The 24,883-nt window shown below is 51.8% G+C and carries 17 protein-coding genes; 6 read left to right on the top strand and 11 right to left on the bottom strand.

Annotation, left to right across the window (positions count from 1 at the left end; all coding sequences use genetic code 11):
- Nucleotides 1-6: 6 nt before the first annotated feature.
- A complete protein-coding gene (locus tag K2G41_RS05175) occupies nt 7-3,063 on the bottom strand; it encodes a SusC/RagA family TonB-linked outer membrane protein (protein WP_300115675.1) in 3,057 nt (1,018 codons plus the stop codon).
- 358 nt (nt 3,064-3,421) lie between these two features.
- Between K2G41_RS05175 and K2G41_RS05180 the strand changes: the two genes are divergently transcribed.
- From K2G41_RS05180 to K2G41_RS05200, 5 genes are all read left to right on the top strand, one after another.
- Nucleotides 3,422-4,786, top strand: a complete 1,365-nt coding sequence (locus K2G41_RS05180) for a chloride channel protein (protein ID WP_300115686.1) — start codon at nt 3,422-3,424, stop codon at nt 4,784-4,786.
- Between the two features lie 153 nt (nt 4,787-4,939).
- Nucleotides 4,940-5,806, top strand: a complete 867-nt coding sequence (gene lgt / locus K2G41_RS05185; protein WP_300115688.1) for a prolipoprotein diacylglyceryl transferase — start codon at nt 4,940-4,942, stop codon at nt 5,804-5,806.
- A gap of 67 nt (nt 5,807-5,873) precedes the next feature.
- Entirely contained in the window at nt 5,874-6,893 is a 1,020-nt protein-coding gene (locus tag K2G41_RS05190) for a phenylalanine--tRNA ligase subunit alpha (RefSeq protein WP_300115691.1), read from the top strand.
- A gap of 63 nt (nt 6,894-6,956) precedes the next feature.
- Complete coding sequence (gene nth, locus K2G41_RS05195) at nt 6,957-7,607, top strand: endonuclease III (protein WP_300115693.1); 651 nt, start codon at nt 6,957-6,959, stop codon at nt 7,605-7,607.
- A 77-nt stretch (nt 7,608-7,684) separates the two neighbouring features.
- Nucleotides 7,685-8,347 (top strand): trimeric intracellular cation channel family protein, encoded by a 663-nt coding sequence (locus tag K2G41_RS05200; RefSeq protein WP_300115696.1) that lies wholly within the window; start codon nt 7,685-7,687, stop codon nt 8,345-8,347.
- Here K2G41_RS05200 and K2G41_RS05205 read toward each other — a convergent pair.
- The 6 genes from K2G41_RS05205 to K2G41_RS05230 form a co-directional block, all read right to left on the bottom strand.
- Nucleotides 8,232-8,783, bottom strand: a complete 552-nt coding sequence (locus tag K2G41_RS05205; protein ID WP_300115713.1) for a hypothetical protein — start codon at nt 8,781-8,783, stop codon at nt 8,232-8,234. The genes K2G41_RS05200 and K2G41_RS05205 overlap by 116 nt on opposite strands.
- Nucleotides 8,784-8,956: 173 nt before the next feature.
- Nucleotides 8,957-11,119, bottom strand: coding sequence for a S9 family peptidase (locus tag K2G41_RS05210; RefSeq protein ID WP_300115719.1), 2,163 nt, complete (start codon nt 11,117-11,119; stop codon nt 8,957-8,959).
- A gap of 88 nt (nt 11,120-11,207) precedes the next feature.
- A complete protein-coding gene (locus K2G41_RS05215) occupies nt 11,208-12,152 on the bottom strand; it encodes a ribose-phosphate pyrophosphokinase (protein ID WP_300115721.1) in 945 nt (314 codons plus the stop codon).
- Nucleotides 12,153-12,275: 123 nt separating this feature from the next.
- Complete coding sequence (locus K2G41_RS05220; protein WP_300115724.1) at nt 12,276-13,934, bottom strand: putative transporter; 1,659 nt, start codon at nt 13,932-13,934, stop codon at nt 12,276-12,278.
- Between the two features lie 263 nt (nt 13,935-14,197).
- Nucleotides 14,198-15,589, bottom strand: coding sequence for an MATE family efflux transporter (locus tag K2G41_RS05225; protein ID WP_300115739.1), 1,392 nt, complete (start codon nt 15,587-15,589; stop codon nt 14,198-14,200).
- Between the two features lie 300 nt (nt 15,590-15,889).
- Nucleotides 15,890-17,230: a trigger factor gene (locus tag K2G41_RS05230; protein ID WP_300115747.1), complete on the bottom strand. Its 1,341-nt coding sequence runs from the start codon at nt 17,228-17,230 to the stop codon at nt 15,890-15,892.
- A 224-nt stretch (nt 17,231-17,454) separates the two neighbouring features.
- Between K2G41_RS05230 and K2G41_RS05235 the strand changes: the two genes are divergently transcribed.
- Nucleotides 17,455-17,868, top strand: coding sequence for a hypothetical protein (locus K2G41_RS05235; protein ID WP_300115750.1), 414 nt, complete (start codon nt 17,455-17,457; stop codon nt 17,866-17,868).
- A gap of 187 nt (nt 17,869-18,055) precedes the next feature.
- Here K2G41_RS05235 and K2G41_RS05240 read toward each other — a convergent pair whose 3' ends face one another.
- The 4 genes from K2G41_RS05240 to K2G41_RS05255 all read right to left on the bottom strand — a co-directional run.
- A complete protein-coding gene (locus K2G41_RS05240; protein ID WP_300115753.1) occupies nt 18,056-20,611 on the bottom strand; it encodes an alpha-amylase family glycosyl hydrolase in 2,556 nt (851 codons plus the stop codon).
- Nucleotides 20,612-20,784: 173 nt separating this feature from the next.
- Nucleotides 20,785-22,251, bottom strand: a complete 1,467-nt coding sequence (locus tag K2G41_RS05245; RefSeq protein ID WP_300115755.1) for a hypothetical protein — start codon at nt 22,249-22,251, stop codon at nt 20,785-20,787.
- 220 nt (nt 22,252-22,471) lie between these two features.
- Complete coding sequence (locus tag K2G41_RS05250) at nt 22,472-24,169, bottom strand: glutamine--tRNA ligase/YqeY domain fusion protein (protein WP_300115771.1); 1,698 nt, start codon at nt 24,167-24,169, stop codon at nt 22,472-22,474.
- A 367-nt stretch (nt 24,170-24,536) separates the two neighbouring features.
- Nucleotides 24,537-24,883, bottom strand: a 347-nt coding sequence (locus K2G41_RS05255) for a CPBP family glutamic-type intramembrane protease (RefSeq protein ID WP_300115795.1), incomplete at its 5' end; no start/stop codon positions are given.

The raw sequence follows: 24,883 nt of genomic DNA on the forward strand, positions 1-24,883 counted from the left end.
ATTGGATTAGAATGTCACACTGAGTGAGAAGTTAAGACTGCGGCTGTAGGGATAGGATGTACCGCGTTCGTATTTCGCGCTTGTGAGGCGGAAAAGATCCTCTGCACCTGCGCTGAGGTAGAGGCGTTGGAGTCCGATGGGCTGGATCATCTTCTGCGGGAAATTGTATTGCAGCATGAGGCTTGACAGCCAGAGCTCATTGTCCTTTTCGACGAAACGGTCCGAGTAGGCGTAGGTCACGATGTCCTTGTCGTCATCGAGCAGATTGATGGCGAGATAGGGCACACGGTCACCCGGCTGCTTCCAGCGTTCGGTGAACGCACGTATATCGACATTTCCTCGCGGATTGATGTTCTCCACCTTCGCCATACGAGTGGAGTTGTAGAGCTTACCGCCGACTCTGTATGAGAAGTTCAGGTTGAGCGAGAGGTTTTTCCATGTCAGGAGTGACGAGAACGTACCTTGGAGTTTCGGATTGGTGTCGCCGCAGGCCACTTGGTCAAGCGCGTCATACTCGTAGGTATATGTTCCATCCTTCTTGATGAAGATTTCCTTACCGGAGGCAGGGTCGATACCGGCGGAGCGCACCGCATATATAGTGGTGGGCGAGTAGCCTTCGCGGAACTGGAGACGGGGTGCTGTCTCATTGTTCGCCTCGGCGTTCTCCTCGTTCTTGCGTTTGAGAGCGTCGGATATGTTCAGGATCGTGGTCTTTGAGTGCAGGCCGTTCACCGAGAGATTCCATCCCCAGTCGCGGGTCTGGATAATCTTACCCCAGAGTGAGAATTCGATACCGTTGCTCTTCTGCTTGCCGAAATTGTTCTTGACCGAAGTCGCGCCTGACGATGGCGGGAGGCTCACGTCGATGAGCATATCGTCGGTCGTCTCGCGGTAGTAGTCGAAGTTGATGTTCACACGGTCCTTGATCAGCGATGATGTCAGACCGATGTTGAACTTCTTGGTCGTCTGCCATGTGAGGTCAGGGTTGGCGATACCCATAGGAATCGCGCCTACGCCTGCGTAGTGGAGATAGTTGATAGAATAGAAGTAGGTCGATACGGCCTGATATGAGCTGAACTTCACGCTACCAGTGTAGCCGTAGCTGCCGCGGACGCGGAGGAGATCCACGAAACCAAGGTCACGCATGAAACTTTCGTTGTGAAGGTTGTAGCCGAGACCTACCGACCAGAAAGGTGCGGTGCGGTTGTCTGCACCGAATTTCGACGATCCTGACAGACGGTAGCTGCCATCGACCACATAGCGGTTCTTGAAGATGAAGTTGGCCGCTGCGAATCCGCCGACACTCGTCGAGAGATCTTCACCGCCGCGGGGGAGTTCCTGTATGGAATAGGTGGTAGCGTAGGCTATATCGTTGAGGTCGTCCGAGAGGAAACCGCTTCCGGTGAGATAGCTGCTTGTTGATTTGTCGCGCTTCACTTCCCATCCGAGGTTGAGGGTGAACATCGTACCCTCCTTGTCGAAGTTGTGGATCCAGTTACCGATGATCTTGCCGCTCCAGTTGTCCGCACCCATGTTGCCGAGGGTGTATGAACCGCGTTGATTGAGTGCGGTCGATGCCGAGAAGTAGTTCGACTCCGGTGAACGGAACACGTCGCTTTTGCCGGTCGAAGTCGAGTAAGCTCCCTGAGCGGTTATGTAGAGGTTCGGCTTGAAGTTGTAACGCACGTCCAATGACAGGTTCTGTGTCCTCGTGTTGGATTTGCTGAAGCTGCTGAGCGATGCCTCGTAGAGGGGATTGTTACGGCTGTAAGAGAGTTCCTTTCGGTAATTGCCGTGTGAATCGTAAGGCGATTCGTAAGGATTTGCGGCGATATATTCGCTGAACGATCCGTAGGGTGAGTTGTTGGTCTGAAGACTGGTATGGTCAGCGCGGAGGGTGACTACAAGTTTGTCCCTCACACGGTAGCTGAGATAGATGTCGAATCCGTAGCGGCTGCGGCCATCCTCTTTCATGACACCGTTGACGTCCGAATAGTTGGCTGTGAAATTATAATCGAGGCTCGATCCGCGGCCCGACACGGAGAGTGAGTGGGTGTGCGAGAAGCTGTTGCGCACGGGTTTTGAAATCCAGTCGATGTCAGTTCCGGAATTGACAATGGCAAGTTTGTCATAGTAACTCTGGTCAAGCGCGCCTGACGGACTTTTGTAGAGACCTGAGAGGCGTTCGAGTTCGAGTTTCTGGGCTGCGTTGCAGAGATCATAGCTGCTGAGATCGGCGAAACTGAACTGCGGGGTGAAATTGTAGCGCACACGCACGGGTGCTTGTGTCACTCGTTTGCGCTCGATGATGATCACACCGTTGGCTGCGTTCTCACCATAGAGTGCGGTAGCCGATGCGTCCTTGAGGATGTCCACGCGCTCTATATCCTGAATGTTCATGTCGTAGAGGGCTTGGAGTGAGCTTTCGACACCGTCGATGACGATGAGCGGCGAGTTGAGGCCGACCTCATTGCTGGTTGCGAGCGATGTCGTGCTTCGTATCACGAGATCAGGAATGTTGTTGGGGTTCGATCCCATGGCATTGTTCTGAGTGATGTTGAGACCCGCGTCCAGAGTGCTGATGGCCTGAAGGATGTTGGTCGGCGATACGCTCAGAAGCTCATCGCCTGAGATGGTCTTGGCCGCACCGGTGTAGGTGTTTTTCTTTCGGGTGAAGTAGCCGTTGACAACGACTTCATCCATTGTTTCAGCATCCTCCTTGAGGACGATATCCATTGATTTGTTGAACACGGGGGCGAGTTCCTGAGGTGCATAGCCGATGTAGGAGAATTTTAGCTTTGCTCCTGCGGGGACTTTGACCGTGAATTCGCCGTCAAGGTTTGTAGATGTTCCTGTCACCATCTTTCCGCCTTTCATTACGGCTACCGTAACGCCGGGCATCGGAAGGTGTTCCGCTTCATCGACGACAGTACCGTTGACCGTACCCCCGTTTGAAGTCTGTGCGGACGCTGTTCCGACGGCTGTCATCATGCATCCGAGCCAAAGGGCGAGCATGACTATAAACCGCCGCGTTCCGCGAAGGGAATTTTCACTGAATTTCATTGCACTGAAAAAATAGATAATGATGGTTTGATAAATCGGATTAAAACGAATGTGTGAGGTTTCGTGTATGGATACTTACATATTCTAATTAAACTTCAAACTTAGGCAATTTATTTTAAATTTCAAATTAGTTATGATTGATTTCTCGTGTCCAAAGTTGATTCTTAGAATATTGTTAATATCTAAAGCTATTGATGATTAGGATGTTAAGGCTTATTTTGTTTTAAAATAGTTAACCTATTTTAACTATTTTAACTTTTTGTCTCCGGCAAGAACCTTGAAGTGATAAAATTTGTTTATTAATCATCCTCCTCCCCGTAATTTTCACCCCACCCAACGTCTGAATTCAGAATTTATCATGCAGCGACATTCGATTGACAGATTCCTCACATGGCGTGAAACCCATATTTCCGATAAGGCTTTCGGGTTTATAGTCGCGTCCGTAATCGGTCTCCTATCGGGGACCGGAGCTTTTGTGCTCAAGCGCATGGTTGCTTTTATCTCACACTTGCTGACCTCGCATTTTCACATCGGATCGTCCAACTGGCCACTGCTGCTGCTCCCGTTGGCAGGTATCCTGATCACCGGCATTTTGTGTCGATATGTCTTTCATGCCGATATGTCCAACGCCACAGCACGCCTGATCCGTGATCTGAAAGACAAAAACTATTCCCTCAAACCTAAGCTCACCTATTCGTCCATCCTCGCAAGCTCCGTCACTCTCGGTTTCGGCGGATCGGCCGGATCGGAAGGCCCGATAGCCTATACGGGTGCGGCCATAGGCAGTAATATCGCACGCCTGCTGCGGATGAGTCCGGACATGATGATGCTTATGCTGGGCTGCGGTGCGGGAGCAGGCATTGCCGGTATCTTCAAGTCGCCTCTTGGCGGCACGCTCTTCACCCTTGAGGTGTTGAGGATACCGATGAGCACATTTGCCGTGCTCGCGCTTCTTGTCACCGCCATCATCGCCGCCATGACAGCCTTCGCGCTTTCAGGCTTCACTCTCGACATTCCCTTTGACTGCAGTGTCCCCTTTGATCCGGGACTATTCCCCTACATACTCCTTCTCGGAGTTGCCTGCGGATTCTATTCGTTATATTACAGCTTTGTAATGAAAAAGATAGCCCAGTTGCTGCACCGCATACACAATCCGTGGGTCAAGAATATTATAGCCGGAGCATTCCTGTCGGTACTTGTCTTTCTATTCCCGATGCTCTACGGCGAAGGTTATGGCTCTGTCGGCCATATAATCAACGGCAATTTCTCAACCATGCTCAACGACAGTCCCTTTGCCGGCGGTCACGGTATGTTGTTGCTGATCCTCGTGGCCGGCGGTACGGTACTCGCAAAATGTTTTGCCACATCGGCCACCAACAATGGCGGTGGAGTCAGCGGCAACTTTGCGCCGACGCTTTTCGCCGGCTGTATGTTCGGATTTGTTTTCGCTGCCGGTCTCAACGAATTTTTCGGACTTCAGCTCCCGGTTGGGCATTTCGCATTCTATGCCATGGCCGGTGTGATGGCCGGTGCTATCCGTGCTCCGCTCATGGCTATCTTCCTCACGTGTGAGATGGGAGCGGCCTATGCCTACTTTCTTCCACTGGTTGCCACGGCTACGATCTCGTTCGGTGTTGTCAGACTTTTCACCGCCGACGGCTATTTCTCCCGTTATCTTGACAGACACAACGGTATCATAGCCCATATCCTACATAAGTTGTGACACCGGCTTCGACGTTAAATTTTGTAAAAACAGCCGATGGTGTTGATTGGCAGGGTGATTCTGCGTAATTTTGCAGGAATTTTTCAATGAACTGATATAAACCTATTTTTAGATCAGCTCAATTACCCTCCAAAACAACCACATCGATTCAAAATGTTAGATTTCATCGTCTGGAACGCCGATCCGTTCCTTTTCCATATCGGCAATTTCGGCATCCGTTGGTATAGCCTCGCTTTCATGGTAGGCTTCCTTATCGGCTACGAGATCGAGGCCCGTATCTACCGCCACGAGGGTGCGCCTGAGAAATGGCTTAGCCTCCTGCTCCTGTGGACCATAGCCGGAACTATTATCGGCGCGCGTCTCGGCCACGTGTTCTTCTATCAATGGGATGTCTATAAGCAGGATCCCATCAGCATCCTTTACGTCTGGGAGGGTGGTCTCGCAAGCCACGGCGGCACCATCGGTATCATAATTTGCGTGATCCTCTACTCCATTTTCACCACCAAACGCAGTCCGCTGTGGACATTTGACCGTCTCGTAATCCCCATAGCCCTTGTCGGAGGTCTTATACGCCTCGGCAATCTCATGAATTCCGAGATATTCGGTCATGCCACCGACCTGCCTTGGGGATTCATGTTCGTCCGTTCGGCAGAATGGCGTCACTATTATATGGGACAGGCTTGTCATCCGACTCAGATCTACGAATCGCTCTGTTATTTCATTCTTTTCGGTCTGCTCATGTGGATGTACTGGAAGAAGAATGCCGAGGAGCGTCCGGGTCTGATTTTCGGAGTGTTCTTTATCGGAATCTTCCTCCCCCGCTTCCTCATAGAGTTCATAAAGAATCCTCAGGTGGCCTTTGAGCAGACCATGACCATCAACATGGGTCAGTGGCTCAGCATCCCCTTCATTCTCTTGGGTATCGGACTTGTGATCTATGCCATGTCGCGCCCACGTCAGCATCTCACTTTCCCAAATAGGTTCGCCGATGAGCAGCCGACAGCAAAAAAGGGCCGTTGACCCGACTGCCGTTTGCTGAAAATTCACTAAATTTGCACTTGTAATCATCAGAATAAACCAATCAGAAATGATAGACAAGATAAATCAGCTAAAAGCTGAAATTGAGGCTCTTGAAGCCAAGACCCCGCAGGATGTGGAAGCACTCCGCATCAAATATCTTAGCAAGAAGGGTGCAGTGTCGGAACTCATGGCCGATTTCCGCAATGTAGCTCCGGAGCAGAAACGTGAGCTCGGACAGAAACTCAATGAGCTTAAAACCCTTGCGACCGAGAAGCTCGCCGCACTCCGCGAGGCTCTCGAAAATGTTGATACCGGTGCATCCGAGCTTGATCTCAGCCGCACGGCCGCTCCTATGCCCCTCGGCACACGCCATCCGCTCTCACTCGTGAGAAACGAGATCGTCTCCATCTTCTCGCGTCTCGGCTTCACCATTGCCGAAGGTCCGGAGATCGAGGATGACTGGCACGTGTTCTCATCGCTCAACTTCGCAGAGGATCATCCTGCACGCGACATGCAGGACACTTTCTTCATCCAGCGTAATCCCGATGTGCTTCTCCGCACCCACACTTCATCCGTGCAGAGCCGCGTGATGGAAAAGACTCAGCCCCCCATCCGTATCATCTGCCCCGGACGCGTGTATCGCAACGAGGCCATCTCCGCACGTGCTCACTGCTTCTTCCATCAGGTCGAGGCTCTCTACGTGGATAAGAACGTATCCTTCGCCGATCTCCGTCAGACACTCCTCTATTTCGCACAGGAGATGTTTGGCCCTGAGACCAAGATCCGTCTGCGTCCGAGCTACTTCCCCTTCACCGAACCCTCTGCCGAAATGGATATCTCCTGCAATCTCTGCGGAGGCAAGGGCTGCTCGTTCTGCAAGCACACCGGTTGGGTCGAGATCCTCGGTTGCGGTATGGTCGATCCCAATGTGCTCGAAGCATGTGGCATCGACTCCAAGGAATACACCGGTTTCGCACTCGGAATGGGCGTTGAGCGTATCACCAACCTGAAGTATCAGGTCAAGGACCTCCGCATGTTCTCCGAGAACGATGTCCGCTTCCTCGAACAGTTCCAGTCGGCTCACTGATCAGGTGATCTGTCATCTGCGTAAGCCGCACTCATCATTTTCCCCATGCAAAATAATTAGCCTGTGACCGTCAAGGAACGTTTTGCACGCGTGATCGAATGGTTCTCGGCCACTATGCCTGTGGCCGAGACCGAACTTCACTATGACAACCCCTATCAGTTGCTCGTAGCTGTGATCCTCTCGGCCCAGTGTACCGACAAGAGGGTCAACATCATCACGCCTCCGCTTTTTGAGGCTTTCCCCACCCCTGAAGCGATGGCTGCAGCTTCCGTAGAGGAGATCTACGAGTACATCAAAAGCTGTTCATATCCCAACAATAAGAGCCGGTCGCTTAGCGGTATGGCCCGCAAGCTTGTGGAGGATTTCGGGGGTGAAGTCCCTTCGGATATCGACTTGCTCATGACGCTGCCGGGCGTGGGACGCAAGACGGCCAACGTGATTCTGTCCGTGGTCTATAATCAGGCGACTATGGCGGTCGATACCCATGTGTTCCGTGTCAGCGAGCGCATCGGGCTCACCACCGGTAGCAAGACTCCTCTTGCAACCGAGAAGCAGCTTGTGAAGTATATTCCTGAGGAGCTTATCCCCAAGGCTCATCATTGGCTCATACTCCACGGACGCTATGTCTGCAAGGCTCGTCGTCCCGACTGCCTGAACTGCGGTCTGAAGCCTGTCTGCCGCTACTATTCTAAAAATACTTCTGCTGAAAAGTGATAGGGCCGGGGTGTGTCCGTCTGTGAAAGGTCACGTTTTTCCCGGTTTCCAAGATTGAAAGTATCCCCACTACGCGAATGGTACAATCTACATTCATCTTCATTATCGAGATCCTCGGCACTCTGGCTTTCGGAGTCAGCGGTGTACGTCTTGCCGCGAAAAAGCACTTTGACTGGTTCGGTGCCTATACCATCGGTGTCATAACCGCCATCGGCGGAGGAACGCTCCGCGACCTTCTGCTTGACATACCGGTCTTTTGGATGCAGACATGGCTCTATCTGGCTGTCACCGGCGTTTCCTTCCTGATTGTGGCTGCTTTCACGAAGGTGCTGACTTCAGATTCCAAAGCCCTTTTCATGTTTGATGCTGTCGGTCTGACGCTCTTTGTCATTACAGGTGTCGAAAAGACTCTCGCCGCCGGTTATCCGATGTGGGTGGCTATAATAATGGGCATGATCACAGGTTCGTTCGGTGGTATTCTCCGTGATGTGCTCCTGAATGAAGAGCCACTCTTTTTCCGTAAGGACATCTACGCTACCGCCTGTCTGGCCGGAGGTGCGTTCTATTGGCTTGCCGATATCGCCGGGGCATCCGTGTGGATTCAGGAGCTCCTATGTTCGGTCACTATCCTCGTGCTCCGTTGGGGAGCCTTGCGCTACGGCTGGCATCTGCCTGAGATGAAGGAGCGCACGGTTTCGGAACTCCGCGAGCAGGTGCGTCGCCGCAACGGACAGCAGTGACACGCTCACCCCTCATGGCCTGTCCGTCGGCTTTAGCCGTTGTTGGATTGGCTTTTTCCTCCACGTTTTCCTTATCGTATTCCTTATCCTCTGATGCGATCTGTGCCTCTTTGCGGGCACGGCGTTCTGCCGCGCGCTGACGTGCGGCAGCGGATCGTCGCACAGCTTCATCCACATCGTAGCGCAGGGCGGAGAAAAGAGCCATGATGTATTCCTCGCAGTAATACCGTGTCGGTAATTCTCCCGACACGAGATAGCGGTCAATCATTTTCATCATTTCGTCAGTGTAGCCGCTCACATATCCCAAAGTCGTTATTATCCCCTTTATCTTGGCGCGCAGTTTCTCATAGAAAGCCCGTGAAATCGGCTTGTCCCAGTTGGTTTTCTTGCCTGTCGTTGTCTTACCCCGTTGAATATTCTTGCTTGTGGTGTTCATAGTATCGTTTTTTTGATGCAAAATTAGCATCGGAAAAATGCGGAAGGGGTGCGATAATGAAAACGCAGGCAAAATGTAAGGCAATATAAACTGACATGAGGATGCACAAAGGTTTGTCACCTTCTGCGCATCCTCATGCTTAATATGGTTGATGTTACGGTATGATCAATCCATTATTCCGCAGGCTTTTCAGCTGCTTCGGGCTTGAGCCACTTGTCAAACCAGCGGAAGAACAGACGCTGCCACATCACGGCATTCTGCGGTTTCAGGATCCAGTGGTTCTCATCGGGGAAGATAACCATTTCGGCGGGAATGCCGCGGAGCTTGGCGGCATTGAACGCCATTTCGCCCTGCGATGAGAGGATACGGTAATCAAACTCACCGTGGCTGATCATGATGGGAGTGTCCCACTTGTCGATAAAGCGATGGGGCGACATTGCAAACGTGCGCTGTGCGGTTGCATTGTCTTTCTTCCAGTATGCACCGTAGTCGGGAGCTGTGGTCACATCGGCGGGAGCTTTGTCGGCACCTCCGCCCATATCCCAGTTGGCAAACCACATTTCCTCTGTCTCAAGATACTGAGCCTCGATATTGAAGATACCTGCATGGGCGAGGAAAGCGGCGAAACGCTTCTCGTGGTTACCGGCAAGCCAGTAGGTCGAGAAACCGCCGTAGCTTGCACCTGTGCAGCCGATACGGGCAGGATCGATGAAGGAATACTGCTTCATGTAATCGACGGCAGCGAGATAATCGCGCATGTTCTGACCGGGATAGTCACCGGAGATCTGTGCGTTCCATTCTGTGCCGAAACCGGGGAGACCGCGACGGTTGGGAGCGATGACGATATAGCCGTTTGAAGCCATGAGGGCGAGATTCCAGCGGTAGCTCCAGAACTGGCTGACCGCGCTTTGCGGACCGCCCTGACAGTAGAGCAGCGAGGGATAGGTCTTGGTCGAGTCGAAATCCTGCGGATAGACAGCCCAGACAAGCATCTGCTTGCCGTCGGTTGTGGGCACCATGTTGCGCTCCACGCGGGGCATCTTGAGCGATGCGAGGAGTTCGGTGTTGACGTTGGAGATCTGCTTGACCTCACCTGCCTTTGCGATGCACACCTCGTTGGGGGCGAGCATTGAGTGGCGGAGTGTCACGATGGATTCCTCGTCGAGCGGAGCGAGAGCGGCGTAGTCACATTCACCGTCAGCCACTACCTTGACCTCCTTGGTGGTGATGTCGATAGCGAATACGGGGACGTCGCCATCCTTAGCTGCAAGGAAGTAGATCGACTTACCGTTGGGATTCCAAGCTATTGCGTCAGCCGTATAGTCCCACTCGGAAGTGAGATCGGTCTTTTCGCCTGAAGTCACGTCCATCAGGAAAATGCGGTTCTTGTCAGCCTCATAGCCGTCACGCTCCATTGAGAGCCAAGCCACATACTTGCCGTCGGGCGAATAGGCGGGAGCTGTGTCGTAGCCCATCATGCCTTCAGTGATGTTGCGGGTGCTCTTGTCTGCTATATTGTAGAGATAGAGGTCAGAGTTGGTTGATACGGCGTAGTCACGGCCGGTCTTTTTGCGCGAAACATAGATGAGCGACTGGCTGTCGGGTGACCATGCGAACGATTCGATGCCGCCGAAGGGACGCATCGGGGCTTCATACATAGGCTCGTCGGCCATGATGTCCTCGATGTTATCGACGTTCGATCCGTTGAAGTCACCGATGAAGGGGTGGGGGATTTCAGTCACCCATTCGTCCCAGTGCTTATACATCATGTCGTCGATCACACGACCGGTAGCCTTGGGAAGATCGGGATAGATGTCCTTGGCCTCGCGTGCGAACTTGATGGGTGAGATGAGCACCACTTTCTTCTCGTCGGGTGAGAAGAGGAAGCCCTCGATACCTTTTTCAAGGCTTGTGACCTGCTTGCGGCCGCTGCCGTCGGGGTTCATTACCCAAAGCTGGTTTTTGCCGTCGGCATCCGCGTAGGTGAAGGCTATCTGCTTGCCTTGGTTGATCCAAGTGAAATTGCCCTCCGATTTGGGAGTGCGGGTGATGCGCTCAAGGTTCGATCCGTCAGGATCCATGACGTAAAGGTCATTGTTGGAACGGTTCTGTTCGAGGCTCTCGTAAGAGATACCGAAAAGCACCTTGCGGGTGTCGGGCGATACGCTGACGGCCGATACGCGGCCGAGTGCTTCGAGTGCATCGAGGTCAAACACGCCTGTGGTCGATTTGAAATCGGGCTTGTCGATGATCTCGGTGTCAGTCTCGCCTCCTGCAGAACATGCGGCGAGCGTGCCGGCTGCGAGGATGGTAGCCATGATGTTGTTTAGATTCATGTCTGATAGGTGAAAGTGAGAGGAAATGAATGAGGGGACGTTGCGCTGGTGAAATTGATTCGGCGCACCGTCCCCTCTGTGATATTATTTATTTGATAAGATACTGTGACGAAATGGATTCGTGAGTGTGGACACGACGGATGGTATCGGCGAAGAGTCGTGCTACCGAAAGGATTGTAGCCTTCTTGCAGTTCTTGTTGAAGGGGATTGAGTTGGTGAACATCATTTCGGTAAGAGCGCAGTTGTCGATGCGTTCCGAAGCGGGATCTGACATGATGGCGTGGGAGCAGAGGGCACGCACCGAACGGGCACCGTTGGCCATCATGAGGTCGGCGGCTTTAGTGATTGTTCCTGCGGTATCGACCATGTCGTCAATGAGGATCACGTCCTTGTCAGTGACATCACCGATGACGGTCATTTGGGCTACGACATTGGCCTTGGCGCGCTGCTTGTGGCAGAGCACGAGGGGCACGTTGAGATATTTCGCATAGCTGTTGGCGCGCTTTGCTCCGCCGACGTCGGGCGATGCGATCACGAGGTTTTCAAGATTGAGTGACTGGATGTAGGGGATGAACACCGACGATGCGTAGAGGTGATCCACGGGGATATCGAAGAAGCCTTGGATCTGGTCGGCATGGAGGTCCATGGTGATGACGCGATCGACTCCTGCTGTGGTGAGGAGGTCGGCCACGAGTTTGGCTGCGATTGACACGCGGGGCTTATCCTTGCGGTCCTGACGAGCCCATCCGAAGTAGGGCATCACAGCGATGATGGAGGCGGCTGATGCGCGTTTTGCCGCATCGATCATGAGGAGAAGCTCCATGAGGTTGTCCGTGTTGGGGAAGGTGGACTGCACGAGATAAACCTCGCAGCCACGGATGGATTCCTCGAACGATACTTCAAATTCACCATCGGCAAAGTACTGGATGTTCATTTTGCCGAGGTTACAGCCTAAATCACGGCAGATTTCTTCTGCCATGTAGTGAGATTTTGTCCCGGAGAAAACTTTGATTGGTGGAAGGGAATCAATCATGGTTATTTTAGGATAATGATGAGTTTGAGTGCAAAATTACAAAAATTCCCTCGGCTGTAATGTTAAAAGCGAGGGAATTTTTGACTGTTTATCTGAACTAATAGATTCTTAGAAATTTATGAATCAGAAAAGACAGAGGATGAGTGCCTGAGCTGCCACCACTCGGAGGAACATGGTAAGAGGATAGACCGTAGAATAGGCCACGGCGGGAGCGTCTGAACCGGTTGAGTTGTTGGCGTAGGCGAGTGCAGGGGGATCGGTGCATCCGCCCGACACAAGACCCATGATGGTGAGGAAGTTGATCTTATAGACTCCGCGTGCGATGCAGCCCACGATAAGCAGCGGCACGAAGGTGATGATGAAGCCCCAGATGACCCACCACATACCGGTGGTGTTGAACACTGTCTCGGCAAATCCGCGGCCTGACGATATGCCCACCGATGCGAGGAACAGACAGATGCCGAGCTCTCGCATGAGCAGTGAGGCCGATGACGACGTGTAGGTGACGAGCTTGAATTTGTAGCCGAAACGGCTGAGGAGGATAGCCACTACGAGAGGTCCTCCGGCGAGACCGAGTTTCATGCCGAAGCCTACGTTGATAGAGCCGACGATGATACCGAAGAGGATACCGACGAAGATTGTGATGAGGTTCGGGTGGTTGAGACGCTTCATCGAGTTGCCGAGACGGACGCCAAGACGCTCGATGTCGTTGAGGTCGCCCACGACGACGAGACGGTCACCCATCTGCAGACGGAGGTTGGGCGAAGCGAGAAGATCCACGCCGGCACGGTTGACGCGTGTACAGTTGAGCTGATAGGCTGTGTGGAGGCGGAGATCGCCGAGAGCCACACCGTTGTATTTACTCTGGGTGACCACGATACGGCGCGAGAAGATCTGGCTCTGAACCTCTTCCCAGTCAGCCTGATCCATCTGGATTTCATGGCCGATCACGCCTTGGAATTTCATCTCGTCCTGAGGTGCGAGCACGACGAATATCTTGTCGCCTACATGGAGCTGGGTCTTGGATGTCGGGATGACCACTTTGCCGTCCTGACCCATCAGACGCGACACGACGAAATCGCTGTGGAGGATCTGGTGGAGTTCATGGAGGGTCTTTCCGTCGATCAGTTTGTTGGTGACTTCGAATGACACCACGAGAGGTTTCTGCTGTGAAGCCTCGATCTCATCCTCGATGGCACGGATCTCATCCTCGGTGCGGATCTTGAAGATGGCTTTCACCACGAGCATCGAAAGGATGATACCGATCACACCGAGCGGATAGGCAGCTGCATAGCCCATGGCCATGATGTTGATGGCCTCGGTTGTTCCGGCTGTCTGCTGCGCTGCTGCAAGACCGGGGGTATTGGTAACTGCACCTGACATCACGCCGACAAGGGCTGTGATCGAGGTGTTGCCGTCGATGTAGAATATCGCCAGTGTGATTGCGACGTTGAGCGCGATGATGAGCACTGCAAGTCCGTTGAGAAGCACTCCTCCTTTTTTAAACGAGGAGAAGAAACCGGGACCGACTTGGATACCGATGGCGAAAATGAAGAGAATAAGGCCGAATTCACGCACGAATTTCAGGACTTCAGTGTTGACGATGTAACCGAAGTGGCCCATAACGATTCCGACGAAAAGCACGAAAGTGACACCGAGCGAGATCCCGCCGATCTTCAGCTTTCCGAGGAATATACCCGCCGCGATGACGAAGGAATAGAGCACAAGTGTGCTCGCAAGCTCCGTATGGCCGGGACCGATTAGGTCAAATAACCATTCCATTTTTTAAGAAATCTTGACTATATGAATTTTAACAATCTTTAATCTTCGCTATTGGAGTGTGCGTTTGGGCCTGACCGTATCGGTCACCCTCTTTTTGAAAGTGCAAAGGTAGGAATTTTTGAGCGTTTTCTAACAAAAACAAGTGTGCAAATTCTGCACTTTTTTCATTTGTCGTCGTGCTGCCCACATGAAAAATGTAAAGTCCGCCGCTTTTAAGGCGACAATGCAGCCCTATTCATGCCTGTGGATGCACTTTTGCAGGTTTACTGACGGCTGGCCAGTTCACGCTCTTTTTTCCCGACGGCTTTCCGGAAAGCGCGATGGAGCAGAACCGAAGCCACGATCAGTGCGCCGGAGAAACTGTAATAGACACCCATATTTTGAAGTTCCAGAACTTTTGCAAGCGTCAGCAGGAGGGGCACTCCCACGATTATGTAGCTCACGATGGAAATCCAGAGGAGAGGTTTCACATCGGATGTGCCTCGTAGGGCGTTGGCGTAGGTGAGCTGTACGGCATCGCCATACTGATAGAGTATGAGGGGTAAAATGAGAGTGAGAGCTGTGGCGATGACTTCCGGGTCAGGGGTGAAGGCATGGATGAGATGACGGCCACCGATCAGGAAGACGAGGGAGGCGATAGTGGCGAGGAGCATGTTGAGATGCAGTCCGGCAGAAGTGATGCGGTTCATTCCGGCTATGTCGCCGAGGCCGTTGTAGTTGGCCACACGGATGGATGTTGCCACTCCGAAGCTCATGTAGGTCATGAAACCGAGCTGGGCTATGGTGTTGACCACCTGATAGGATGCAAGCTGTATCTTGCCGAACCATCCTGAGACTATTGCTCCGAAAGTCCAGAGGAAGCATTCGACTCCACTCTGTATCATGACCGGATAGGATGTGACCCACACTTTGCGGCGGACTCCCCCGATATTGACCGACCCTTCACGCAGACCTTTTATGTAAGGACGGTAGCGTTTTGAGATAAGTAAGAATGTCACGATACCGAACATGGTGAGATAACGGGCGATCATCGTGCTCAGACCTGCTCCCGCCAGTCCGAGTTCGGGTGCTCCGAAGTGTCCGTAGATGAAACAATAGTTTCCGAATATGTTGACCACATTTGCTCCGAGTATCATCCACATTGGGGTGGCAGTGTCGGTTGTGCCGTTGGCGGTCTGCTGACAGCAGTTGAACACTGCCATCGGCAGGAGCGTCGTGAGTACTATCAGATAGTATCTGCGGATGAGCGGCAGAAGTTCTTCCGGCTGTCCGAAACGGTCGAGGAAGAAATAGAGCGAGGCCATTATGGCTGTGAAGGCGAGCGATACGAGTATGTTGATCTGGAGTCCACCACGCAGCGTGACACCTACCTCATTGTTCTCCTTACGGCTGTAGAGCGCACCGATCAGAGGGGTCATGCCTGCGGCGAAGCCTATCTGCATGACTATGGCCACCATAAATATGGAGTTGACGAAGGCGGCGGCGGCAAGTTCGTTCGTTCCGTAGGCCCCTACCATCATGGTGTCCGCGAAACTTACGACGATGATACCTACCTGAGTGATGAGCACTGGCAGACCGAGTCGCCAAAGGTTCTTATATTCAGTTTTATAGGCTTTCCAGAATCCGGCCTTGCGTGTGAGGGATGAGGGTGTCATATATAAAGGTCAGTTATGAATCGGGATGATCATTAGGTTTTGACGATGCAAAGTTACGCATTTTTACCGGTAGTGCCTTTGTCAAAGTAATTAAATTTCCGACTGAAGGGTCTGTGCCCGTGCTGGCCGGATTCCATGCGATCAATCGGCTTGTGTATTATCCATTTGTCCATCCGGCTGTTTGTGGTTTGCATATAATAAAAAAAAAAAGTCGCGACATGCGCTGTCTGCGCATGACGCTACTTTACTTTTTGGTTATGATATCGCTGTATGTATATATCAGCGAAGCGTGTGTATCACTTAGGCTTCCTGAGCGATTTTCTTGAAATCGTCGAGGCTTACGGTCTGCTTGTCGAGAGTAACGGTGTTCTCGATAGTGTCGTAGAGCTTCGAAGTGATCACCTGCTGGGTGAGCTGATTGCGGATTTCGGGCTTCTCAAGCTGCTCCTTAGCGTAGCGGGTGATGATTTCGTCATCGATACCTGCCATGCCGTACTGTGCGAACTGACGGGCAGTGAGATACTTGGCCATTTCAAGAACCTCGTTGGCATCAACCTTGACATCAAGCTCCTTGAGGAGGTTGTTCTCGATGATCTCATGCTTGATGCCGTTCTGCTGAGCGTTGTAAGCCTCGTCGGCGTTCTCTGCGTCAGCGAAGAAGAGCTTCTTGATGGTCTCTGCGGGGAGAGTCATGTCACCATACTTCTCCATCATGGCCTTGTCGAACTGGTTGCGGAAGAGGATGTGGCTGTTCTGGGAAAGCTCGTTGGAGATGATCTCCTTAACGGCCTCGCGGTATTCCTCTTCGTTGTGAACCTTGTCCTCACCAAACACGGTCTTGTAGTATTCCTCGCCGAGTTCAGCGGGAACGCTTACGATGATTTCAGAGATTGTCATCTCGAAGTCGCCCTTGATGTCGGCGGCGATAGCCTTATCGACATGGAGCATTGAAGCGAGTTCGCCTGCATCGCCACCGGCTGCCTTCCAAGGATTGAACACGACCTTGTCGCCGGGCTTCTTGCCTGCGAACTTGGCAGTTTCTTCCTTGTCCTTGAAGTAGAGGGGGAACACGATGCCGTCAGTTACCTGAATAGCACCTTCGTTCTGGCTTACTTCGCCGTTTTCGTCGAGCTGCATGAGCGCGCCCTTGACAACACCGTCCTCGGTCATTTCCTGACCGGGCTCCTGCTTGCCGAAACGCTTGCGCATGTTCTTGTCCTGCTCGTTGATCATCTCGTCGGTCACCTCGATTTCATAGAAGGGATAGTGATCCTCCTTGCTGAGGTTGATGTTGAGCTGGGGAACGAGGGCGAGGTCATATTTGAATTCCTGATCGCCTTCCTCGAAAGCCTCCTTAACCTCTACGGGTACGGGATGACCCATCACGGGGAGATTGTTTTCAGTGATATAGTCAACCACGGCACGATATACGGTGTCATTGATGACATCGCTGGTCATCTGCTTGCCGAAACGACGCTTGAGTTCGCCGAAGGGAACGTGACCCTTGCGGAATCCGGGGATTACATGGGTGCGACCAAGTTCTTTAAGTTTCTTGGTGACATCGTCCTTGTAGTCATTTTCTTCAATCGTCACGGTAAGACGGATATCTACCGGTGAGATCTCTTCCTTGTTGATTTTCATTTCTTAAAATGTATTCAGTTGTTGTTAAATTTTCAATTTTTCAGGACAAATGCCTTCTCATGAAGCTGATTTGCCCTATCAAGGTGCAAAATTAACAAAAAAATCCCGAAATGCAAAACTTTACATCACTGCGACTTTGACAGCGGAAAGACATTTTGTAATCTTCCGACATTTTAAAGGTTTCCTATTTTTCATTATCAAAACAAAAGAAGTAATTTTGCGCTATGACAAAAGCAAAAAAAATAAAGATATGTGACTGGACATTAGCAGTCCTACTGCCAATTATCCTTGCCTCAAGCATACAGTTGGAAGCGACATCAAGTAGTGGTTTCTTCCCGGTTGTTTTCCATATCATCGTGGCACTACCATTTATGTGTATTATTGTATGGCATATTTACCTCCATTTTCAATGGAAAAAGTGGCTTACAAAATTTAGCAAACTTAAAGTACCGACACGCATACTTTGGTGGTTGTATATTCTTACTTTCATATCAGGTGTAGCAACTTTTATCCATTGGCTCCTATCAAATGAGCATAGTCCATTAGGAGGCGTTCATGGGAAAATAGGATTTTTAATGATAGCATTTGCCATAGGACATACTATAAAGCGTATAAAATTCTTTAAAAGGAAGAAATAAGCGTCTTTTCGCAACCGTCATAATATCCATAACTTCGTTAAAATTAATTAACGTGAGTTCGATAAAACTATTGATATTTGATCTGTTTAGTTATAATTTGATATTAGAAAGAATTATCCGCTCATTGATGATGGAGAGCAGAACTCCATCATCAATGAGCGGATAATTTTGTATTCAAATTTCTATATTACATCACTGCGACTTTGACGGCGGAAGAATCTACGCGTATGATGTAGATTCCGGGGGTGAGCTGTGAGTCAGCAGGGAGGCTCATACCGCTAAGGGTATAGACGGAAAGCGAGGTGTAGGGGGTGAGTACACGCACACGGCCACCGTCAATGACCACAACCGGTTTCTGACAGCCGGTCTGATCGGCTGTAATGGCATCTATGGCTGATTTGGGGCCGCTGGCATAGACGGCAAATGCTCCGGCCGGGAGGGTGACTCCGGTTGCAGTGAACGCGGGAGTGACGTTGGCACTTGCAGCGAGGAGTTCATACTTTGTGTCGGAAAGGAAAGCTGTCTCGTTGGTAGCAGGATTTTTCGGGAACGGAATTGTAGCCGTTACGTTGGGTTTCTCAGCTTTAGGATTGACCACAAGATAAATTTCTGACGTTCCGTCGGTCAGGGATATGTAGCGTTCGTTAGCTGAACTGAGCTGGACGTCGGCTGTCGCTGTCTCACGGAAAAGTGCCGGGTAGTCAGCACGGATACCGCAAAGAGCCTGATAGGTGGCGACCAGTCCCTGACGAGCTGCCGAAGTGTTGAGCGAGGTCCAATCCACTTTTTTAGGGTTAGTATCGTTGTCACTGCCGTTTTTGGTGGTCTGCTGGTTGGCCATCTCCTGAAATTGCCAGATCATGTGTGCGCCGGGCGAGAGGAGCATCTGAGCCGCCAGCGAACCCATGCGCTGACATGCGCCGCTGAAATTACCTTTGAGGATAGAGCCGACGTTGGTGATATTGTAGGCCACGCGTTCCTCGTCGTGACTTTCGGCATAGCTGACAGTCGATCCCCAGAGGCGGTCGCCGTCCTGCGGAGCATAGAATCGGCTGAGCGACATGTCGCCCGTACCGCTCACGTAGTTGCGTGAGGCCCAGTTGACGTTGGCCCAGTTGATCTCGCCGTCGCGTGCCATATCGTTTTCTTCCTGTGCTCCTGCAAGATTCTCGTTGATGAAATATGCGTTGGGGTTGGTGAGCATCATGCCGTCGCGGAGTGATTTCATGCGGGCCACGCGTGAAGCGTTGAAACGGTTGGTATTGTTGTCGTTGGGAGTGCCCCACGTATTAGTGGCCGCATAATACATATTGCCGTATGAATCGTTGTCACCAAGACCCTTCACGAGATCGAAGCGGAAACCATCGACCTTGTAGGCGGTCATCCAGTAATCAAGAGCGTCGTGCCACTGCTGCTGGACGAGGGCGCAGTCCTGATTCCAGTCACGGAGCACACTGTAGGCGTGGGGTGCAGATCCGTTGTAGAACGGTGTGATGTTGCGACGGATCATGCCGAACCACGGATGACCGCCGTCACTCTGATTAAACACGATGTCAAGGATCACGGCGAGACCCTTCTCATGTGCGGCATCGATGAGCGCGCGGTAATCGTCAGGAGTACCGTAAGCCTTGTCAGGAGCCATGTAGAAGTTGGTGTTGTAGCCCCATGAGTTGTTGCCGGCAAACTCCATGATAGGAAGAAGTTCGATGGCGTTGACACCAAGACTCTTGATGTAGTCGAGTTTGGAGATGACTCCCTGAACCGTGCCGTCGCCCCGCGATTGTCCCTCTGTTCCGGTAAAGTCGCGTATAAGGAGCTCGTAGATGATGAGGTCGCTCTGGGCTACACCCTTGAAATCGGTCACTTTCCAGTCATAGTTGTCGCGTTCGGTATTGAAAACCGCGAGGGGAACACCACTGATGCGTTTCGAGGGATAGGCGGGGAGATTGGGGAACACCTCGGCGGGAATGTAGGAATCGTTGCTTCCGTCAAGCACGAGATGTGCGTAGGGGTCGCCGACGTTGATCGCGCCATCGATATTATAATAGTATATATAGTCCTTGCCTTTTTCAATGTTGTCGAGTGTCAGCCAGAAATAGCGGACGCCTTCATAGTCCTGATAATTCATGACGTAGTCAGGGGCCGGAGTGTAGTCGTTCCATGAACCCATCATCACGACATTGGTCTTGCCGGGAGCGGCGAGACAGAAGGTGACCGATCCGTCGGCGTTGACGTTAGCTCCCATCCGGGGCTTTCCGCCGGGATAGTCAGCAGCCTTGGACGCCGGGAAATTGTCGGGGAACACCTGTACGAAGATATCGCCCCAGTTACCTGTCTTACACTCCATGTCGCCCGATGCGCTGCGGAACACGAATGCGAGACGTTCGATGCTCTCATCCGAGGCCGAGATGCCGTAATAACTGCGGATATCAGGGATCTTCAGCTCCCAAGTGAAGGGGGCTGTGTAGGTGAGTTTGTACTTGGCGGAATTGTCGCCCCAAGTGGGAGCATTCTTCCACTGGCCGTCGCTCTGATTGGTGATCACACCCGTGTGGGCATAGACCTCGGTTGACTCGGTTGCGTCAACCATCCCTTGGTTTCCACCGTCGGTGTGGAAGGTGATGGTTATGTCCTTGGTGCTCTCGGTGATGATGGCGGGCGATGTGGTGATGCTTTGTGCGCCCATGGCGGAGGTCACGGATAGTGCCGCCATTGTGAAAAGATAGTGTAGATTTAATCTCATCTGATATGGAAAATTTATTGGTTATAGTTCGGATATTAGATTAAGCCCGTAGGGCCATTGGCGTAATTTGTTATTGGAAAGGGCAGTCGGAGCTGCATAAGAAAGGATTTGAAGAGGAGGGGTGAAGGAGAGAGGGTGGAGACGATAGCGGGACGAGATTGCGACCGCTATGCTTAGATGAGCATAGGATCGAATTCGTCGGCAGGAATATTGTCCGGCGATTTCATGGAATGGATGATACGTTTGATGTTTTCGATATATCCGATCACCATTGATCCGGTTGCGGCCGGTGTGAGACGGAACATCGAGCTGAGTTCCGTGTTGCTGTGGGTCCGGCGGTAGGTCCGCAGGGTCTTGAGTATATCCTGCGCCTCCGAGAGAGCTTCTTCGCGCTGACCGAGGCGGACAAGGCTCATGAGGTAAGGGAAGGTGATGGTGGGGAGATATGGCCAGTCGATGATGGATGACTTTTCGCGGTAGAGCCTCACGACATCCCTGAAATTCAACGCGAAGTAGCAGACTTCAAGCACGAAGGGGATATCGTTCTGAAAGCCGTTGATCTCGTCATAGACCAGACAGACTGTGGCAGCCGAGGAGAACTGGCCGTGAACCACGTGGCCGCGTGCCCATTCGACGGCATCCTTCTCGCTGATAAGTCCCGTGGCCATGAGGGCGCGGAGATACGGTTCGGCATAACGGCGGTCGAGCACGAGGAGCACGTCGATGACGAGACGCGAATGGATATGGTCTTTGAGATAGGCCGAGAGCATGGCTATGGCCTCTTCCTGACGTCCGCATTCGATAAGGGCGGCGGCGAGGGTTGATACGTCGGTATCCTCTGCCTCGCTTGACTCGATGACTTTGCGGTAAAGCTCGGCAACAACCTCCGGGCCGCGCTCCAAGCGGTAGAGGGCCGCTCCTTTTATGCGCATGGCCATGATCGAGCCTGCGTCGATGGCAAGAGCGTAGTCGGCCGACGATAAAGCACCCTCGTAGTCCTCACTGTTGATCTGGACTGTGGCGAGGCGCAGCCAGAAGTCGAGTGTGAAGGGTTCGAGCATGGTCAGCTCCTCGAAAAGCTGTATGGCTGTTTCGAGATCGTCGTTTTCTTCAGAACGGTCGGCAAATTCGTAGAGGAAGGTCTGCGGATAGGAACATTTGGCCTGTATGCGCTTGCGGTTGGCTTTCAGCCAGTCCTCAAGGTGCATTTCCATCGCATAGTCCGTGAACTGTATGATCTCCTCGTCCTCGAAGTCATCGGTGGCTTCAAGAATTTCGTTGAGAGCCTTGGTCAGTTCTTCAGGCGGTAAGGAAAGATCGGCATTGCGCGCGCGCAGACTTAACAGTTTGTTGAGGACACCTTCACGGCTGACGCGATTATTGACCTCAGTGGTGACTTCAACATCGCCAAACGAATAGTAGAGCCAAGCACGGCGTGTGGCGAGTGCTTCGCTTTTGGGATAGTGAACAGCTCCGTAGAGAAGCACTTCCATTTTGACGATATAGTTGTCGTAGTCCGAGGCATAGTCGAAGATCTCGACGAGATCATTCTCGTCGAAGAATGCTTCGGTGTTGCCGCGTTTGACCACTTCGGATTCAAATTCTTCGTATAGGTCGCGTCGGTCGTTGCGTTCGTCCATTTAGTTATTTTTTCGTCAGAATTGGTTTTATTCGGAAGGTTGTGTCAGAGATATAGGATTTCCGGTCGTAGGGCCCGCGCTTGTGGCGGCCGACTCATACAGGATGATTGGTTGATCATCACAAATGCCTGAACTTCCGCCGGCGTAAGCGCAGGCCCTACAACCGATTTAATTCTGACGTATTCGTCAGATATCTATTTCTCTATACTTTATACTCGAATCACGCTTTCCAGCTGTCCTTGAGCGCGATGGTGCGGTTGAATACGAGTGCGCCGGGCTTGGAATCGGGATCGAGAGTGAAGTAGCCGATACGCTGGAACTGGAGGGGCAGTCCGGGTTTGGCTATTTCGGCGAGATAGGGCTCAACCTTGATGTGGTCGATTACCTTGAGCGAATCGGGGTTGAGCATTTCGCGGAAATCGCGGTCGGGTTCGGCTGCAGGGTTCTCGACACTGAACAGACGGTCGTAGATGCGGGCGGTAGCATCTACGGCATGTTCGGCCGATACCCAGTGGAGTGTACCTTTTACCTTGCGTGCGCTGCCGGGGAGACCGCTGCGGGTGTCGGGATCGTAGGTGCAGTATATTTCCTCGATGTTGCCGTCGGCATCCTTCTTCACACCGGTACACTTGATGATGTAAGCACCTTTGAGACGCACTTCGCCTTCAGGGGCAAGACGGAAGAATTTCTTTGGAGGATTCTCCATGAAGTCGTCGCGCTCGATGTAGATCTCGCGGCTGAAGGGCATCTGGTGTGTGCCGGCTCCTTCTTCCTCAGGATTGTTTTCCATCTCGACCATCTCGACCTGTCCCTCAGGATAGTTGGTGATGATTACCTTGACGGGGTTGATGACGGCCATGCCGCGTGTAGCAACCTTGTTGAGATCGTCGCGGACGGCGTGTTCGAGAAGCGAGATGCTGTTGAGAGCTTCATATTTCGTGTAGCCGATGGCATCGATGAAGTTGCGGATGGAGCGCGGTGTGAAACCACGGCGGCGGAGTCCGGAGATGGTCGGCATTCGCGGATCGTCCCATCCGGCCACGAGTCCTTCCTTGACGAGCTGGAGGAGCTTGCGCTTCGACATCACGGTGTAGGTGAGGTTGAGGCGGTTGAACTCGATCTGACGCGGGCAGTAGGTCTCGTCGGCAAGTTCCTTGACGAAATATTCGTAGAGGGGACGGTGAACGGTAAATTCAAGGGTGCAGATCGAATGGGTCACGCCTTCGAAATAGTCGCTCTGACCGTGGGCGAAGTCATACATGGGATAGACCTTCCACGTAGTGCCTGTGCGGTGGTGGGGGGTCTTGATGATACGGTACATGATAGGATCGCGGAAGTGCATGTTGGGGTTGGCCATGTCGATCTTGGCACGGAGCACACGCGAACCCTCGTCAAACTCGCCGTTGTTCATGCGGATGAAAAGGTCGAGGTTTTCCTCTACGGAGCGGTTGCGGTAGGGGCTTTCCGTTCCGGGCTGTGTCGGAGTGCCTTTCTGAGCGGCAATCTCCTCTGAGCTCTGGTCATCGACGTATGCCTTGCCTTCCTTGATCAGACGGACTGCGAGGTCGAAGAGCTGCTGGAAGTAGTCAGAGGCGTAGTATTCGCGGTCACCCCAGTCGAAACCGAGCCAGTGGATGTCCTCACGGATTGAATCGACGTATTCGACGTCCTCCTTCACCGGATTGGTGTCGTCGAAGCGGAGGTTGCATGTGCCACCGAATTTCTCGGCGATTCCGAAGTCCATGCAGATTGCTTTGGCGTGGCCGATATGAAGATAGCCGTTGGGTTCGGGCGGGAAACGGGTGTTGAGGCGTCCGCCGTTCTTGCCAGACTGGAGATCCTCCAGTACGAGTTGCTCGACAAAGTTGAGGCCCTTGGTCTCCTGAGGTGTTGCTGTAGCTTGACTATTGTTTTCCATTACGGGAGATGTATTTTTTTAGTATGATTCGTTCTGTCGGTTGGTGGGTTTGGCCGATGGGTGGATGATATGAAATTTCCCGATCGTCAGGATTGAAAAATTGCTTTCCCGTCCTCCGGCTTTTAAGATGCAAAGATAGTCACAATTTTTGTAAAACTCCCCACAACCCGCCAAAAATTGAAAAGACGGAACACGGCTCTCTAATACAAAAATTCTAAGCCCTGAAAATTTGCAAGTTACAGATAAAAAGTACAAATAAGGGGCAAAAGTCTTTTTTTAGGTCTTTCTTTATATGTATTGATGGGATAAAAAAAGGACTTTACACTACAATGAATGTAAAGTCCGAAATATGATATATAGTGGTCATTTAAAAAGACCAAATAGGATAATCAAAAACGTTCTCTCCTTTTTTCTTATGATAATAAATTGTGATACCAATTGCTAAAGCTATGCTTACAATACGAACTATATTTGATATTAAGCCACCTGCTGCCACTTCTGTTCCAGTTACATTAAATATGACCCATGCAGCATTCATCAAAAAATGGAGCCCGAATACAACCCATAGGTTAAAGTTCCAAGCAGCATACATCCAACTGAAATATAATGCTCCTATAAATGTAACTCCAAAAGCAGCCAAGCTTGAAACTAAGTCATATCCTTGATATGTATGTGCGAGTCCGAATAAAACAGCAGGTAGAAGCGTAGCCCATA

The sequence above is a fragment of the Duncaniella sp. genome (genome assembly GCF_029056165.1).
In the GTDB taxonomy this organism is placed as follows: domain Bacteria; phylum Bacteroidota; class Bacteroidia; order Bacteroidales; family Muribaculaceae; genus Duncaniella.

Coding starts and splice junctions, on each gene's coding strand:
- K2G41_RS05175 (WP_300115675.1), bottom strand. CDS start 3,063: ATGAAATTCAGTGAAAATTCCCTTCGCGGAACGCGGCGGTTTATAGTC.
- K2G41_RS05180 (WP_300115686.1), top strand. CDS start 3,422: ATGCAGCGACATTCGATTGACAGATTCCTCACATGGCGTGAAACCCAT.
- lgt (WP_300115688.1), top strand. CDS start 4,940: ATGTTAGATTTCATCGTCTGGAACGCCGATCCGTTCCTTTTCCATATC.
- K2G41_RS05190 (WP_300115691.1), top strand. CDS start 5,874: ATGATAGACAAGATAAATCAGCTAAAAGCTGAAATTGAGGCTCTTGAA.
- K2G41_RS05200 (WP_300115696.1), top strand. CDS start 7,685: ATGGTACAATCTACATTCATCTTCATTATCGAGATCCTCGGCACTCTG.
- K2G41_RS05205 (WP_300115713.1), bottom strand. CDS start 8,783: ATGAACACCACAAGCAAGAATATTCAACGGGGTAAGACAACGACAGGC.
- K2G41_RS05210 (WP_300115719.1), bottom strand. CDS start 11,119: ATGAATCTAAACAACATCATGGCTACCATCCTCGCAGCCGGCACGCTC.
- K2G41_RS05215 (WP_300115721.1), bottom strand. CDS start 12,152: ATGATTGATTCCCTTCCACCAATCAAAGTTTTCTCCGGGACAAAATCT.
- K2G41_RS05220 (WP_300115724.1), bottom strand. CDS start 13,934: ATGGAATGGTTATTTGACCTAATCGGTCCCGGCCATACGGAGCTTGCG.
- K2G41_RS05225 (WP_300115739.1), bottom strand. CDS start 15,589: ATGACACCCTCATCCCTCACACGCAAGGCCGGATTCTGGAAAGCCTAT.
- K2G41_RS05230 (WP_300115747.1), bottom strand. CDS start 17,230: ATGAAAATCAACAAGGAAGAGATCTCACCGGTAGATATCCGTCTTACC.
- K2G41_RS05235 (WP_300115750.1), top strand. CDS start 17,455: ATGACAAAAGCAAAAAAAATAAAGATATGTGACTGGACATTAGCAGTC.
- K2G41_RS05240 (WP_300115753.1), bottom strand. CDS start 20,611: ATGAGATTAAATCTACACTATCTTTTCACAATGGCGGCACTATCCGTG.
- K2G41_RS05245 (WP_300115755.1), bottom strand. CDS start 22,251: ATGGACGAACGCAACGACCGACGCGACCTATACGAAGAATTTGAATCC.
- K2G41_RS05250 (WP_300115771.1), bottom strand. CDS start 24,169: ATGGAAAACAATAGTCAAGCTACAGCAACACCTCAGGAGACCAAGGGC.